At 65.2% G+C, this 15,937-nt stretch carries 12 protein-coding genes and 1 pseudogene; 6 read left to right on the top strand and 7 right to left on the bottom strand.

All coding sequences use genetic code 11. The features are described 5' to 3' along the window. The first annotated feature begins 56 nt into the window (after nt 1-56). The 3 genes from N5J71_RS04085 to pbpC all read left to right on the top strand — a co-directional run bounded on the left by N5J71_RS04085 (nt 57) and on the right by pbpC (nt 7,890). On the top strand, nt 57-4,955 hold the full coding sequence (locus tag N5J71_RS04085) for an alpha-2-macroglobulin family protein (protein ID WP_279916367.1): 4,899 nt from the start codon (nt 57-59) through the stop codon (nt 4,953-4,955). A gap of 187 nt (nt 4,956-5,142) precedes the next feature. Continuing rightward, the gene (locus N5J71_RS04080) at nt 5,143-5,487 is read left to right on the top strand and encodes an endonuclease domain-containing protein (protein ID WP_108234542.1); all 345 of its coding nucleotides are present in this window, start codon (nt 5,143-5,145) and stop codon (nt 5,485-5,487) included. 81 nt (nt 5,488-5,568) lie between these two features. After that, nucleotides 5,569-7,890, top strand: coding sequence for a peptidoglycan glycosyltransferase PbpC (gene pbpC, locus N5J71_RS04075; RefSeq protein WP_279916366.1), 2,322 nt, complete (start codon nt 5,569-5,571; stop codon nt 7,888-7,890). A 162-nt stretch (nt 7,891-8,052) separates the two neighbouring features. On the opposite strand, the pseudogene N5J71_RS04070 reads toward pbpC, so the two are convergent. The 7 genes and pseudogenes from N5J71_RS04070 to N5J71_RS04040 form a co-directional block, all read right to left on the bottom strand. Further along, nucleotides 8,053-8,805 (bottom strand): annotated as a pseudogene (locus N5J71_RS04070) (GGDEF domain-containing protein). 569 nt (nt 8,806-9,374) lie between these two features. Next, on the bottom strand, nt 9,375-9,824 hold the full coding sequence (locus tag N5J71_RS04065; protein WP_074676084.1) for a DMT family transporter: 450 nt from the start codon (nt 9,822-9,824) through the stop codon (nt 9,375-9,377). A 41-nt stretch (nt 9,825-9,865) separates the two neighbouring features. Further along, a complete protein-coding gene (locus tag N5J71_RS04060) occupies nt 9,866-10,351 on the bottom strand; it encodes a GNAT family N-acetyltransferase (RefSeq protein WP_279916365.1) in 486 nt (161 codons plus the stop codon). A 16-nt stretch (nt 10,352-10,367) separates the two neighbouring features. Then, complete coding sequence (locus tag N5J71_RS04055; RefSeq protein ID WP_115299112.1) at nt 10,368-10,922, bottom strand: DUF4136 domain-containing protein; 555 nt, start codon at nt 10,920-10,922, stop codon at nt 10,368-10,370. A 21-nt stretch (nt 10,923-10,943) separates the two neighbouring features. After that, nucleotides 10,944-11,522, bottom strand: a complete 579-nt coding sequence (locus tag N5J71_RS04050; RefSeq protein WP_279916364.1) for a DUF4136 domain-containing protein — start codon at nt 11,520-11,522, stop codon at nt 10,944-10,946. A gap of 87 nt (nt 11,523-11,609) precedes the next feature. Beyond that, nucleotides 11,610-12,359: a methyltransferase domain-containing protein gene (locus tag N5J71_RS04045; protein WP_074856119.1), complete on the bottom strand. Its 750-nt coding sequence runs from the start codon at nt 12,357-12,359 to the stop codon at nt 11,610-11,612. Further along, a complete protein-coding gene (locus N5J71_RS04040; protein WP_074856117.1) occupies nt 12,356-12,661 on the bottom strand; it encodes a nucleotide pyrophosphohydrolase in 306 nt (101 codons plus the stop codon). The genes N5J71_RS04045 and N5J71_RS04040 overlap by 4 nt, the downstream gene beginning before the upstream one ends. A 467-nt stretch (nt 12,662-13,128) precedes the next feature. Here N5J71_RS04040 and N5J71_RS04035 point away from each other — a divergent pair, with 467 nt between their 5' ends. The 3 genes from N5J71_RS04035 (at nt 13,129) to N5J71_RS04025 (ending at nt 15,918) form a co-directional block, all read left to right on the top strand. Continuing rightward, nucleotides 13,129-14,568: a cytochrome ubiquinol oxidase subunit I gene (locus N5J71_RS04035; RefSeq protein ID WP_004425078.1), complete on the top strand. Its 1,440-nt coding sequence runs from the start codon at nt 13,129-13,131 to the stop codon at nt 14,566-14,568. Between the two features lie 2 nt (nt 14,569-14,570). Then, nucleotides 14,571-15,578: a cytochrome d ubiquinol oxidase subunit II gene (gene cydB / locus N5J71_RS04030; protein WP_257598199.1), complete on the top strand. Its 1,008-nt coding sequence runs from the start codon at nt 14,571-14,573 to the stop codon at nt 15,576-15,578. Nucleotides 15,579-15,774: 196 nt separating this feature from the next. Further along, a complete protein-coding gene (locus N5J71_RS04025; protein WP_279916363.1) occupies nt 15,775-15,918 on the top strand; it encodes a DUF2474 domain-containing protein in 144 nt (47 codons plus the stop codon). Nucleotides 15,919-15,937 lie beyond the last annotated feature (19 nt).

Genomic DNA, 15,937 nt, shown 5'->3' with positions numbered 1-15,937 from the left:
CATTGGCCGCTCGGCTATAGTGATGGCCTTCGCGCCCCTACTCTCCGGAGCCCGCAATGCCGAACAAAGGACTGCTTCTGGCCATGCTGCTGAGCCTGCTCAGCGCCTGTGATTCTTCCCAGCCCCCTGCCACGGTGACCCCTGGCGCGCCTGCTGCGCAACAGCCGCAGGCGCCCAAGCCAGCGGTCGACCGCGAGGCTCTGGCCAAGCGCTACGCTGGTCGCGAGCTGGAGGTAGTCGACGTTTCCGAGGTGCAGCTCGATGGCGCCAGTGCGCTGTCGGTGACCTTCTCCATCCCGCTGGACCCCGACCAGCCCTTCGCCGAGCGTCTGCACCTGGTCGACAGCACCGCTGGCAAGGTCGACGGCGCCTGGGAGCTGACCGACAACCTCAGCGAGTTGCGCCTGCGCCACCTGGAGCCGCAGCGCAAACTGGTGCTGACCATCGATGCCGGCCTGACGTCGGTCAATGGCGGCAAGCTCGCCAAAGAGCATGTCAGCCGTTTCGAAACCCGCGACCTGCAGGCCAGCGTCGGTTTCGCCAGCCGCGGTTCGCTGCTGCCGACCCGTCTGGCCGAAGGCCTGCCGGTGATCGCGCTGAACGTCGACAAGGTCAATGTCGAGTTCTTCCGCATCAAGCCCGAGGCGCTGCCGCGCTTCCTGTCGCGCTGGGGCCGGGCCAGCAACCTGGATACCTGGGAAGCCCGCGAACTGCTGCCGATGGCCGATCTGGTCTACGGCGGGCGCTTCGACCTCAACCCTGCGCGCAATACCCGTGAAACCCTGCTGCTGCCCATCGCCGGCCTGGACCCGTTCAAGCAGCCGGGCGTGTACCTGGCGGTGATGCGTGAGGCTGGCAGCTATAGCTACTCGCAGCCAGCGACGCTGTTTTCCCTGAGTGATATCGGCCTGTCCGCGCATCGCTATCGCGACCGTCTCGACGTGTTCACCCAGGCGCTGGAAGGTGGCAAGGCGCAGTCCGGCGTGCAGCTCGAACTGCTCGATGGCGACGGCGCGCTGCTGGCTGAGGGCAAGACCGATTCGGCCGGCCATGCGCAACTTCCGCTGCCAGTCAAGGCCCAGGTGCTACTGGCCAAGCAGGACGAGCAGACCAGCCTACTGCGCCTGAACACGCCGGCGCTGGACCTGGCCGAGTTCGATATCACTGGCCCGAAAGCGCACGGCCTGCAGTTTTTCGTGTTCGGCCCGCGCGACTTGTATCGCCCCGGCGAGACCGTGCTACTCAATGGCCTGCTGCGTGATGCCGATGGTCGCCCGGTCAAGGCCCAGCCGGTCAGTGTCGAGGTGCGCCGTCCGGACGAGCAGATCAGCCGCAAGTTCGTCTGGAATGCCGGCGATGACGGCCTTTATCAGTATCAGCTGCCGCTCGCCGAAGAGGCCCCGACCGGCCGCTGGCAGCTGTTGCTCGACCTGGGTGACGGCAACCCGCAGCTCTACGAATTCCTCGTCGAGGACTTCCTGCCCGAGCGTATGGCCCTGGAGCTCAAGGGCCAGGACCAGCCCTACGCGCCGGGCGACAGCGCCGAGTTCGCGGTGACCGGACGCTACCTCTATGGTGCGCCGGCCGCTGGCAATCGTCTGACCGGGCAGCTCTATGTGCGTCCGCTGCGTGAAGCGGTGACGAGCCTGCCGGGCTATCAGTTCGGCGATATCACCGAGGCCGATCTGAGCCTGGACCAGGAGCTCGACGAGGTCAATCTCGACGACCAGGGCCGCGCCATGCTGCGCCCGGAAAACCGCTGGAGCGACGCCAAGTCGCCGCTGCGTTTGATCCTCCAGGCCAGCCTGCAGGAGTCCGGTGGCCGTCCGATTACCCGGCGTATCATCCAGCCGGTATGGCCCGCCGAGCGTCTGCCGGGTGTGCGCGGGCTGTTCGACGGCGAGGAGGTCGATGCTGACAGCCTGGCCGAATTCGAGGTTCTGGTGGCCGACGCCGCCGGCAACAAGCTGGCCGCCGACAACCTCAACGTGCGTCTGGTGCGTGAGCGCCGCGACTACTTCTGGAGCTTCTCCGACGGCGAAGGCTGGCGTCACAACTACAACGAGAAATTCCTTACCCTCAGCGACGAGCCGCTCAAGGTCGCCGCGGGCGACACCGCCAAGGTCAGCTTCCCGGTGGAGTGGGGCCCGTACCGGGTCGAGGTGGTGGACAACCAGACCGGCCTGGTCAGCAGCCTGCGCTTCTGGGCCGGCTACCGCTGGCAGGACAATGTCGACGGTGGTGCGGTGCGTCCCGACCAAGTCAAGCTGGCGCTGGACAAGCCTGCCTACGCCGCGGGCGACGTGGCCAAGATCACCGTCACCCCGCCGGCTGCCGGCAACGGCTACCTGCTGGTCGAGTCCAGCGACGGTCCGCTGTGGTGGCAGGAGATCAGCGTGCCGGCCGAAGGTCAGACCTTCGAACTGCCCATCGACGAAAAATGGGCGCGTCACGACCTCTACCTCAGTGCTCTGGTGATTCGCCCTGGCGAGCGCAAGGCGCAAGTCACGCCGAAACGCGCGGTCGGCCTGCTGCACCTGCCGCTGGAACGTGCCCCGCGCAAGCTGGCGGTGAGTCTGGAAGCGCCGGAAAAGATGCGTCCCAAGCAGCCGCTGAAGGTCAAGGTCAGTGCACGTAACGCCGACGGCAGCATTCCCGATACCGTGCATGTGCTGGTCGCTGCGGTCGACCTGGGCATCCTCAACATCACCAGCTACGCCACGCCGGATCCCTTCGCCACTTTCTTCGGGCGCAAGGCCTATGGCGCTGACCAGCTGGATATTTACGGTCAGCTGATCGAAGCGCAGGGGCGTGTCGCCAGCCTGGCCTTCGGCGGTGACGCCGGCCTCGCCGCCGGTGGCAAACGTCCGGATACCAGTGTGTTGATCGTCGCGCTGCAGAGCGATGCGCTGAAGCTGAACGACAAGGGCGAGGGCGAAGTCAGCCTGGATATCCCCGACTTCAACGGTGAGCTGCGCCTGATGGCGCAGGCATGGACCGACGAGCGCTTCGGCATGGCCGAAGCCAAGACGGTGGTCGCTGCACCGCTGATTGCCGAACTGTCGATGCCGCGCTTCCTCGCCGGTGGTGATGAAACCATCCTGGCGCTGGACCTGACCAACCTGTCCGGCAGCGAGCAGAAGCTCGATGTGCAGCTGGACGTAGAAGGCCAGCTGCGCCTGCTCGGCAAGGGTGAATCACCGATCAGCCTGAAGGATGGCGAGCGCACCACCCTGCGCATTCCGGTGCGCGCCGAGGGTGGCCTGGGCCAGGGCCGCATCCATGTCGAGGTGCAGGGCCTGGCGCTGCCGAACGAGACCCTGGGCGACTTCAGCCGCGAGTGGACACTGGGCATCCGACCGGCCTACCCGGCGCAGTTGCAACACTTCCGCGCGGTACTGGGGGAGGGCGAGCCGTGGAGCATGCCGGCGGGCACCCTCAATCAGTTCGAACCGGCCGGGCTGGAGGCCGTGTTGGCGCTGTCGAGCCGCCCGCCGCTTAACCTCGGCGAGCAGATTCGTGCGCTCAAGGCCTACCCCTACGGCTGCCTGGAGCAGACCACCAGTGGCCTCTATCCGTCGCTCTACGCCGATGCCGCGAGTCTCAAGCGCCTTGGCCTTGAGGGTGAACCTGACGAGCAGCGACGCAAAAGCATCGAGCTGGGCATCGAGCGTCTGCTTGGTATGCAGCGGCATAGCGGCGGCTTCGGCATGTGGAGTGCCGAGAGCGAAGAGGAATACTGGCTCACCGCCTACGTCACCGATTTCCTTCTGCGTGCTCGCGAGCAGGGCTTCGGCGTACCGCCGGAAGCACTGAAGAAGGCCAGTGATCGCCTGCTGCGCTACCTGCAGCAGAGCAGCCTGATCGAGGCCAGCTACAGCCAGGACTTCGCCCACACCCGCTTCGCCGTGCAGGCCTACGCCGGCTACGTGCTGGCGCGCAGCCAACAGGCGCCGCTGGGTGCGCTGCGCAGCCTGTTCGACCGCCGCAGCGATGCGCGTTCCGGCCTGCCGCTGGTGCAACTGGCAGCGGCGCTGAAGCTGATGGGCGATGCGCCGCGTGCCGAGCAGGCGTTGAATCAGGGGCTGGTCCAGCAGCGCGATGGCGAGCGTTGGATGGCCGATTACGGCAGCCCGCTGCGCGACCAGGCGCTGATCCTCGCCCTGCTGGGGGAGCACGACCTGGCGGCCGGCCAGCGTGAGCAGCGCCTGTTCAACCTGGCCGATGAGCTGGCTGGCCAGCGCTGGCTGTCGACCCAGGAGCGCAATTCGCTGTTCCTCGCCGGTCGCGGCATTCTCGGCAAGCCGGAGCAGACCTGGAGCGCTGCGCTTACCAGCGGCACCTTCCAGTTCGAGCTGAGCAACCAGCAGCCCGGTATCAAGCTGGAGCGTGGCGAACTGGCCGAACCGCTGAGCGTGAGTAATGCCGGCAGCACCACCTTGTATCAGCAGCTGACCCTGTCCGGTTATCCGAGCCAGGCGCCACGCGCCGGTGGCGAGAACCTCAGCATCGAGCGCGAATACCTTGGCATGGACGGCCGTCCGCTCGATCTGCAGCGCCTGGACAGCGGCGAGCTGGTGCTGGTGCACCTGGCTGTGCGGGCCAAGCAGCGCGTACCGGATGCGCTGGTCGTCGACCTGTTGCCGGCTGGCCTGGAGCTGGAGAACCAGAACCTGGCGCAGAGCGCGGCGAGCCTCGATGACGCCGGCAGCAACGTCAAGGAATGGCGTCAGTCGATGCAGAACGCGCGGATCAAGCACCAGGAATATCGTGGCGACCGCTACGTGGCAGCGGTGGACGTGGAGGAGTACGGCGCCAGCCATCTGCTCTACCTGGCCCGTGCGGTGACGCCGGGCAGCTATCGGGTACCGCCACCGCAGGTGGAGTCCATGTACCGGCCGAGCTGGCAGGCGCTGGGTAGTGCGCCGGAGAGTCTGGTGGTGAGGGGGCGCTAAAAGCGACCCTCTCCCCAACCCTCTCCCATGAATGGGAGAGGGGGCCGAGCGTGTCAGCTGTCAGATGTGCGTCACACGGCTTGCAAGTCAGGCTGCACTCGGTATCAGGGTTACCTCATATCGCTCCCCTCTCCCGCTTGCGGGAGAGGGGCTGGGGGAGAGGGCAAAAAAGGTTCAAGGAGGAACCATGACACTACTCGACAACGCCAAGCGCCTTCGTCATGAGATGACCGATGCCGAGCAACGGCTCTGGTATTACCTGCGCGCTCACCGCTTCCTAGGCCTGAAGTTCAAACGGCAGAAACCCATTGGCCCCTATATCGTCGATTTCATCTGCACTGAACGTTGGCTCGTCATCGAGCTGGACGGTGGGCAGCATCAGCTGCAGACGGAATACGATCAACAACGTGAGCGTTATCTGGAGACTCGAGGCTATCGTGTGCTGCGTTTCTGGAATCATCAGGTACTGGCTAAAACGGAGGCTGTACTTGAACAGATTCGTCTTGAAATCGGCGAGCAAGATGGCCTATGAGCGTCGCCGCGAGTCTTGGCATAACGTTGATCCGCTCCCCTCTCCCATTTATGGGAGAGGGGTTGGGGGAGAGGGTTTTGCATGCCCCGCCTAACTTGCCGTTGGCTGCTGATCCTCCTGCTCCCCCTGGCCTTGCTCTGGCTAGCCGACCGCCTGTTCCCGCTGCCCCTGCCCGAGGACGATCTGGCGCGCGTGGTGCTGGCCGAGGACGGTACGCCGCTGTGGCGTTTTGCCGACCACGATGGTGTATGGCGTTATCCGGTGACGCCGGACGCAGTTTCACCCTATTACCTCGAAGCCCTGCTGACCTACGAGGACCGCTGGTTCCGCCAGCACCCCGGCATCAACCCGCTGGCGCTGGGCCGTGCGGCCTGGCAGAACCTCACTGGCGGGCGCGTGGTGTCCGGCGGCAGTACGCTGTCGATGCAGGTGGCGCGGCTGCTCGATCCGCACGGGCGCAATCTGCCGGGCAAGCTCAAGCAGCTGTGGCGCACCGCGCAGCTGGAGTGGCACCTGTCCAAGGATGAAATCCTCACCCTGTATCTGAATCGCGCGCCCTTCGGCGGCCCCCTGGAGGGTGTCGCGGCGGCGAGCTGGAGTTACCTGGGCAAACCTCCAAGCCAACTGACCCGTGCCGATGCCGCGTTGCTTGCGGTACTGCCGCAGGCGCCCAGCCGCTTGCGCCCGGACCGTCATCCCGAGCGCGCCCAGGCCGCACGTGACAAGGTGCTGCGGCGCCTGGGCGAATTTAAGGTATGGCCGCAGGCGCAGGTGGATGAAGCGCTGGAAGAGCCGGTGTTTCTCGCGCCGCGCCGTGAGCCGAGCCTGGCGCCCTTGCTGGCGCGGCGGTTGAACCGCGCCGGCAGTCCGCCGCTGATTCGCACCACGCTGGATGCCGTTTTGCAGCTGCGCCTGGAGGATCTGCTGCTGGGCTGGCGCGCGCGCCTGCCGGAGCGCACCTCGGCAGCGATCCTGGTGGTGGAGCACGAAAGCATGGCCGTGCGCGCCTACCTCGGTTCGGTGGATATCGCTGACACCTCGCGCTTCGGCCATGTCGACATGGTCCGCGCCCTGCGCTCGCCCGGTTCGACGCTCAAGCCCTTCCTCTACGGCATGGCCCTGGATGCTGGCTTGATCCATTCCGAATCGCTGCTGCAGGACGTGCCGCGGCATTACGGCGACTACCGCCCCGGCAACTTCGCCGCCGGCTTCATCGGCCCGGTGTCGGCCAGCGAAGCGCTGGCCACCTCGCTCAACCTGCCCGCCGTGCAGTTGCTCGAAGCCTACGGGCCGAAACGCTTTGCCGGCGAGCTGCGCAGCGCGGGATTGCCGATCCGTCTGCCGGCACTGGCCGAGCCGAACCTGGCGCTGATCCTCGGTGGCGGCGGTTCGCGGCTGGAATCGCTGGTGGCCGGTTACAGCGCCTTCGCGCGCGGTGGTATGGCGGCCAAGCCGCGTCTGCAACCAGGCGATGAATTGCGCGAGCGGCGTCTGCTGTCGCCCGGTTCGGCCTGGATCATCCGCCGTATTCTCAGCGGTCAGGCACGTCCTGATCGTGACCCGCGCGCCTACCTGGCGCAGCGCCCGACCCTGGCCTGGAAGACCGGCACCAGCTACGGCTTTCGCGATGCCTGGGCTATCGGCGTTGGCCCGCGTCATCTGATCGGTATCTGGATCGGCCGCCCGGACGGCACCCCGGTGCCGGGCCAGTTCGGTCTGGCCTCGGCCGCGCCGCTGTTGCTGCAAGTGCATGATCTGCTGGTCAATCGCGACAGCCAGCGCGGCATCGCTGCGCCGGCCGACCGGCAGCCGGCCGAGGTCGGCGTGGCCGCCATCTGCTGGCCGTTGGGGCAGCCGATGAGCAAGGACGATCCCAACTGTCGGCGCCTGCGCTTCGCCTGGACGCTGGAAGGCACCACGCCCCCCACGTTGCTGGCAGCCGATCAGCCATTGGGTAGTGGTCTGCGCGAGCGTTATTGGCTCAATGCCGATGGGCGTCGCGTTGGCCCAGGTTGTGCCGGGGCCGAGGCGCGTGAACTGGCCTTGTGGCCGGCGCCATTGGAACCCTGGCTGCCACGCCGTGAGCAGCGCACGGCACGTTTACCGAGCGTCGATCCGAGTTGCCCGCCACCGCGCAGCAGCCAGGTGGCGCCGCTGTCCATCGTCGGCGTGCGCGATGGTGATCGTCTGCGTCGCCCGCAAGGCAATCATGAGCCACTGCGGCTCAGCCTTTCGGCGCTGGGGGGAAGTGGCCGGCGCTGGTGGTTCCTCGATGGCCGACCGCTGGGTGACACTGCGCTGGGTGCGCCCTTCAACCATGCCTTCGACAGCGGCAGGCATCAACTGAGCGTACTCGACGAGGGTGGCCAGACCGCTCGTCTGGAATTCAGCATCGGGCCGTGACGCGACGCGCTGGCGGTGTGCGGGCGCCGACCGCTCTGGCCTGAGCCCTGAAAATAATGCCGCCTGTAGTGAATGAAGCCTGGTCGTGAGCCGCCGATATGAAATCTGACGGTAACCGATTTGCAATTTGTGTACATTTTTGTATCCAGTTTCTCGTTGGGCTCAACATAACAACCGGGAGAAGCCTCCATGCGCCTCTGGCAACGCAGTATTCAGTGGCAGTTGGCTCTCGCGTTTGGCTCGGTAGAGCGCACCGTCGACGCGCTTGAAGAAGGCATCGGCGTCGCCGTCATGACTGCTGCTGAAACAGCCGACGCCCAGGCTGGTGGTCAGTTCCAGGCGCTGGCCGGCCAGCAGCAGGCCTTCCGTTGCCAGTTCCTGGCGAAAGTGCTCGGCCAGATCACACGCCTGGGCCAGGGTGGTGCCCGGCAGCAGTACGCCGAACGCCTCGCCACCCAGGCGCAGCAGTGAGTCGCCATCACGGCGAAACACCTTGCGCATGCGTTCGGCGAAGGCGCTCAGGCAGGCATCGCCACCGGCGTGGCCGTGTTAGTCGTTGACCTTCTTGAAGAAGTCGATATCCATCAGTACCAGCGACAGCGGCTCGCCCTGGCGCACCGCATTGGCCACCAGGCTGGGGAACAGGTTGTTGAACTGATAGCGGTTGCCCAGCTGGGTCAGGCTGTCGGTGCGGCTGAGCAGATCGAGCTGGCTCTGCTGCTCCAGCAGCTTCAATTCCAGATCGAGGGTGGCGCGGTATTCACGATGATTGCGGCCGAGCACCAGCACCAGATAGCTGAGGTAGACGGTCAGGGTGATCAGCATCGCATGCTGTTGCTGCCAGTTCAGGGCCATCACCGCCAGGCCCGGCAGGTAGAGCAGGGCCAGGGCCAACAGGGCGCGGCCACGGCGCATGGCGAAGTTGAAGGTCATTGCCGTGCTGAAGGCCACCGTGGCCAGGGTGGCGATCATTTCCGAGTCGTTGTAGTCGTTGCTGTAGAGCGCCAGGGCGTGGGCCTGGCCCCAGCACAACGAGGTCAGGAGGATCAGGCCCCAGTGACGATCCAGCCAGCGCTGCAACTGTTCAGGGCTGTCGAGGCCATCGGGACGGTGCAGCAGGCGCGCTGCCAGGAGTACGGCGAACACTGCGCTGCCCAGCACGCCGCTGACCATCAGGCTGCCCGGTGCCGCGCTGAATACCCAGGTCAGCAGCCAGGCGAGGACATAGAAGAAGCCCCCAGACGCGTGCGGATGCGGGTGTCATCCACCTCACGCCACAGGACGAAGGTATTGGGCTGGCGCGGTACTTCGGCGTCGGTCATCGTGTTCGGCCTGCCACCGCTGGCGGCCACCTCCGGGCCGTCGCAGGCGACGTCAGAGCCTTCTCCAGGAGGCTTTTTTGTGATCACAGAAGCTGCTTGCCTGAGCATAGCGCCTTTTCGTGAGCGCGAGGATGTCCATTTGCCAGTATTTGCCGCCACCTGTCAGCCGCGGCGAATCATCCAGATGCCGGCGACGATCAGCAGCAGGCCCGCCACCTTGCCAAAGGTGATCGGCGCTTCGCGAAAACCGGCCCAGCCGAAATGATCGAGCGTGATGGCCATGGCCAACTGCCCGGCAATCACCAGCACCATGAACAGCAGTGCGCCGACCCGCGGCCCGGCGAAGGCCGCTGTGGCGATGAAGAAGGCACCGAGCAGGCCACCGCTCCAGTGCCACCAGGTGAGTCCCTTGAGCGCACCGAGACCAGGCATCTCGCGCTGGCTCAGTGTCATCAGCAGCAGCGCCAGGCTGCCGACGGCGAAGGAGATCAATGCGGCGGCGAAAACGCTGGACAGCTGGCGGGCGAGCTGGCCGTTGATGCCAGCCTGCAGAGGCAGCACGGCGCCGGCGAGAAAGGGCAGGGCCAGCAACCAGCCGCTGATGTGGTTCATGGGTAACTCCAGAGAGGACAATCGGGTGACGGGCGAGGGCGTTACGGCAGGGCTTTTTCCAGTTGCACCAGCGCCACGCGGCTGCCATCCGGGGCGCGGCGTTCGACGATGCCGACGGTCTGGTAGCCCAGGCGGGCATAGAGCAGCAGCCCGCCTGCATTGGCGTTGAAGCAGGAGACCTTCATCAGTGGCGCCTTGTAGCGCTCGCGGGCGATCTTCTCCATCACCTCCACCAGGTACTGAGCGACGCCCTGACTGCGAGCCCAGGGCGCCACCATCAGGTTGCCCAGGGCGCAGAATTCGCCGTGCTGCCACTGGTAGAAATTGGCGAAGCCGGCGACTTTCCCATCAAGTTCCACCACGGTGCTTTCGCGCCGCTCGGCGATGGCGGCGGCGAGCTGGCCGACGTTCAGCGGCCAGATGGCTTTCGGGTAACAGAAGAACAGTTCATCGGGGTTCTGTGGGAAAGCGACCACGTCACCGAGGTCGCTGGCCGTGGCCGGGCGGTGTTGCAGGTTCGCATTCAAAGCGGACGGTCCTTGTTCAGCGCGGTGGATATTGCGAGAGCACCTGAGTAACGGTTTCGCGGATCGCCCGTTCGCGCTCGGCAGGTGTCGGCGGCTGGCTGCGCATGATCTGTTCACCGCTGCCGCGCCACACCAGCTTGCCGTCCTTGGCGTCATACAGGTCGATCTGCAGGGTGGCGACCTTGTAGTCCACGCGGCGCGTTTCGGTAAACGCCGGGCCTCCCCAGTAACCGCCCCAATAGCCGCCCCAGCCACCGCCGTACTGGGTGGTGATCTGATCCTGGCGCTCGTCGACGATCAGCACGCTCTGCACCTTGAGGTCGCCCTTGCCATCGGTCGCCTGGCGCAGGCCGCGCTGGTCGAGTTGTTCGGCCACGGCCTGACTGATGCGGGCTTCGGTGATGTCGCTTTTCAGGCGGGCATCATCGGGTTGATACGAGAGCTTGTCGTCCATCCAGCTCCAGGTGCGGTAGGCCGCGAAGTCACGACTGGGGTCGAAGTCTCGCTCCAGGCTGACGCTGGCGCAACCACCCAGCAGCAAGGCGAGGAGCAGGTAGGGCAGGGTACGCATGTCGTTCTCCAGGGCAGTCGATCAATAAGGAGGATAGCCGTCCAGCGCCGCGCGGATGGCCACGCGCATGGCCTCGGCCTGTGCTGCCTGATCCTTGCCGGCCACGGCTTCGCCGCTACCGGACCAGACCACCTGGCGGTCGCGTGGGTCGATCAGTTCGATGCGCACCACGGCCACTTTCTGTTCGTAGGTGCGCACGATAGGGACGCTACCGTAGGCGCCGTAGCGGCGGTCCCAGTGGCTGCCGGTGCCGTAGTAGCCGCCGACATTGTCCTGATACTGGCGCAGTCGGGTTTCCTGGCTGATACGGGCGTTGACCAGCACGTCGCCGGAACCATTGAGTGCCGGGCGCAGACCGTACTGGTCGAGACCGGCGCTGACGCTGTCGGCCAGTTCACTGCTGGGCGCCCGGCCGTCCAGCCAGCTCCAGCTGCGATAACGGCCGTAATCGCGCGGTGCGGCCGGGTAGGCGCTGCGGTCGAAGGTGGTAGCCGCTTGCGGCGGGGCTGGTGGCATGGGCAGCGATTCGGCGCGGTAGGGATTCTGGCTCTGACAGGCGGCCAGCAGCGGCAGGATGAGTATGGCTATGGCGGTGCGCATGGTTGTCTCCGTGGTCGCGCGCGACATCCCCGATGGCTTTCAGGCTACGCCGGACTATCGGCTTCGTCCAACACGTACGCCGCGACTTCAGCGTGGTCGGCAGATCCAGTGCAGGTAGCGGCCGAGCCCCTCGAAGCTGGGGTGGCGGCGGTGCGCCAGTTCCATTTCCAGCAGGTCGATCAGCTTGGCCTTGGCCTGGAATTGCTGCGGCATGTAATCGTGGAAAACGCGTACGCCGCTACGGCTTTCGACCTGCCAGTCGGCGGCGAGTTGCGTGGCCAGCTCGCGCGGGTCGACCGGTTGCTGTGGCGTCAGGCTCTGTTTCTCGCCGGCGAAGTGTTCCTTGCGCAGTTTGCGAAAATGCCCCTTGAGCAGGTTGCGGTAGATCAGCGCGTCCTTGTTGTAGAAGGCCAGCGACAACCAACCGTTCTTGGCCGTCAGCTGGTGCAGCACCGGCAGGATGGCCGCCGGCTCGGCCAGCCACTCCAGCACGGCGTGGCACAGCACCAGATCGAAGGGCTCCTGCAACTGGCCGAGCAGTTCCTGCCAGGGCGCCTGGATGAACGTGGCACTCTGGCCGGCTTCGGCGAAGCGCTGGCGCGCACCTTCGAGCATGGGCTCGGCCGGCTCGGCCAGGGTGACCTGGTGACCACGCTGGGCCAGCCACAGGCTCATGTGGCCAAGCCCTGCACCGACATCCAGCACGCGCAGTGGGCGGTCCGGCAGCGCTTCGGCCAGGTCGGCCTGCAGCGCGGCGAGGCGGATGGCACCCTTGGCGCCGCCATAGATCTTTTCGGCGAAACGGGTGGCGAGTTCGTCGAAGTGGCGGTCGCTCATTTGAGGAAGCGCCGTTCGTTGTCGGCGAGCTTGTCTAGCACCGCCTGGTTCATGTCGAGGCCCAGTTCATTGCACAGTTGCAGCAGATAGAGCACCACGTCGGCTACTTCCTGCCCAGCGTGGGCGAGCTGGTCGGCAGACAGCTGGCGCGACTGCTCTTCGCTCAGCCACTGGAAGATCTCCACCAGCTCGGCCATTTCCACGCTGGCGGCCATGGCCAGGTTCTTCGGGCTCTGGTAACGGCGCCAATCGTTGTGATCGCGAATGGCGTGCATGCGGGCGGTGAGTTCAGCGAGGTTCATGGTGTGGCTCCGTTCGAGCCGCATAGCTTCGGCGCGAACGTTGTGCGCTGCAAGCAGGAGCTGATTGGCCTGTCCTTCGGATGGGCGTCGTTGACGAATGACAACAGACGCCATGCCTGATCCGAGCGACGACATGTCGCCCATGCGCTCGCTCACCGAGGCTCAAATGACCGGCATGCCTGAGCAGGCGGCGTCTGCTGCAACGCCTCTTCAGCAATTGCTCGTCGGAGCCGTGCGGTGGTGGCCTGTCGCGCGGCAAATCACCACAGCGCCTGTTGCGCCTTTAGCCGCTAGTCTTTCATTGCAAAATTGATTCAAATCAATACTGCACGTCGGGCTTCATCTGGCAGACGTTCGGCTGCACTGTATGTCATAAGAACAATTTCAGCTCGTGTGACTCCAACACCTGGAGTCTGTGGCTCGGCTTTGCGTGCCGGGGCCAAGATAACCCTGAATGAGGACACCACATGTTCGGTCTAGAGGCGCTTGATCTCGCCCGAATCCAGTTTGCCTTCACCATTTCCTTCCACATCGTCTTCCCGGCCATCACCATTGGCCTGGCCAGTTATCTGGCGGTGCTCGAAGGTCTGTGGCTGAAGACCGGCAATACGCTATACCGCGATCTCTACCACTTCTGGTCGAAGATCTTCGCGGTCAACTTCGGCATGGGCGTGGTCTCCGGTCTGGTCATGGCCTACCAGTTCGGCACCAACTGGAGCGCATTCTCCGATTTTGCCGGGGCGGTCACCGGGCCACTACTGACGTACGAGGTGCTCACCGCGTTCTTCCTCGAAGCGGGCTTCCTCGGCGTCATGCTGTTCGGCTGGAATCGCGTCGGGCCGGGCCTGCACTTCTTCTCCACGGTGATGGTGGCCATCGGCACGCTGATCTCGACTTTCTGGATTCTCGCCTCCAATAGCTGGATGCACACGCCGCAGGGGTTCGAGATCATCGACGGGCGGGTGATTCCGGTGGACTGGTTCGCCGTGGTGTTCAACCCGTCGTTCCCCTATCGCCTGGCGCATATGGCTACGGCGGCGTTCCTCGCCACCGCCTTCTTCGTTGGCGCCTCGGCGGCCTGGCACCTGCTGCGCGGGCGTGACAACCCGGCGATCCGCAAGATGCTCTCGATGGCACTGTGGATGGCCCTGCTGGTGGCGCCGGTGCAGGCCTTCATCGGTGACCTGCACGGCCTCAACACGCTCAAGTATCAGCCGGCGAAGATCGCCGCCATTGAGGGGCACTGGGAGAACGTCGGCGACGAGCCGACCCCGCTGATCCTCTTCGGCTGGCCGGATATGGAGCGCGAGGAAACCCGCTTCAAGGTGGAAATCCCCGCGCTCGGCAGCCTGATCCTGACCCACAGCCTGGACAAGCAGGTGCCGGCGCTGAAGGACTTCCCGCCGGAAGACCGCGCTAACTCCACCATCGTCTTCTGGACTTTCCGCATCATGGTTGCCATGGGCCTGATGATGATCTTCGTCGGCCTGTGGGGCACCTGGCTGCGTCGCGGCGACCGGCTCTATACCTGCCGGCCGTTCCTGCACCTGGCGGTGTGGATGGGGCCGAGCGGGATCATCGCCATCCTCGCCGGCTGGTACACCACCGAGATCGGCCGCCAGCCGTGGATCATCCATGGCCTGATGCGCACCGCCGATGCTTCGTCCGGGCACAGCGCGACGCAGTTGGGCATCACCCTGGTGCTGTTCGTGGTGGTCTATTTCGTCCTGTTCGGTGCGGGCATCGGCTACATGCTGCGTCTGGTGCGCAAGGGGCCGAAGCTCGATGAGGGCAAGCAAGTGTCGTCCGGTGGTCCTGGTCAGCCGCGTACGCCGGCACGGCCGTTGTCGGCTGCCGAAGAAGGCCTGGACGATGGCGAAACCGACACCTTGCCGCAGAGGAACTGAACATGGGTATCGACCTTCCGCTGATCTGGGCGGTGATCATCGCCTTCGGTGTGATGATGTATGTGGTGATGGATGGCTTCGATCTGGGTATCGGCATCCTCTTTCCCTTCGTCCGTGACGACGGCGAGCGCGATGTGATGATGAATACCGTGGCGCCGGTCTGGGACGGCAACGAAACCTGGCTGGTACTCGGCGGCGCGGCGCTGTTCGGCGCCTTCCCGCTGGCCTACTCGGTGGTGCTCGATGCGCTGTACCTGCCGCTGATCCTGATGCTGCTGGGGCTGATCTTCCGAGGCGTGGCTTTCGAGTTCCGCTTCAAGGCCAAGGCCGCCAAGCGTCACCTGTGGGACAAGGCCTTTATCGGCGGTTCACTGACCGCCACCTTCTTCCAGGGTGTAGCGCTGGGGGCGTATATCGATGGCTTCGAAGTGGTGAACCGCCGATTTGCCGGCGGCGCCTTCGACTGGCTGACGCCGTTCTCGGTGTTCTGCGGCCTGGCGCTGATCGCTGCCTATGCATTGCTCGGCTGCACCTGGCTGATCATGAAGACCGAAGGCCGTCTGCAGCAGCAGATGCATGACCTCGGCCGGCCGCTGATCTTCGTGGTGCTGGCCGTGACCGGCATCGTCAGCCTGTGGACGCCGCTGGCGCATCCGGATATCGCCGAGCGCTGGTTCAGCCTGCCCAACCTGTTCTGGTTCATGCCCGTGCCGGTGTTGGTGCTGTTGTGCACCTGGGCGCTGCTGCGCGCCGTGGCCAACAACGCCAACTACTCGCCGTTCCTGCTCACCCTGGCGTTGATCTTCCTCGGTTACAGCGGCCTGGGCATCAGCCTGTGGCCGAACGTCATCCCGCCGTCGATCAGCATCTGGGACGCCGCCGCGCCGCCGCAGAGCCAGGGCTTCATGCTGGTGGGCGCGCTGTTCATCATCCCCTTCATTCTCATGTACACCGCCTGGAGCTATTACGTGTTTAGAGGCAAGGTGACGGTGGATGACGGCTATCACTGAGAACCGGTCCAAAGCCTGCTGCGCGTCGGCCCTGCGGCGTTAAAAGCAGGCTCGGCCTGCTCATGTACCACTTGTACAGTCGAACGCGACTCCGACCGGTTCTCGCCTGCTTTGACCAGCCGGAGGCTGTTACCAACGTTGCGCCTTGCATGGCTCTAGCTCGCGAGGCTTTGAATCAGGTTCTTAGGAGACGGTCATGACCGAAACCGAAGGGAAGAAACCGCTGTGGCAGCGTCTGGGTTGGCTGGTGCTGATCTGGGCCTGCAGCGTCACAGCGCTGGGCATCGTGGCCTGGCTGTTGCGCCAGTTCATGAGCGCGGCGGGTTTGGGGACGCCGTAGTCGCGTAGCTCCGCGGGAG

The organism is Ectopseudomonas oleovorans, assembly GCF_029845265.1.
Classification (GTDB): domain Bacteria; phylum Pseudomonadota; class Gammaproteobacteria; order Pseudomonadales; family Pseudomonadaceae; genus Aquipseudomonas; species Aquipseudomonas oleovorans.
Note: the sequence above shows the minus strand (reverse complement) of the source record. Positions and strands in the feature narration are given on the sequence as shown.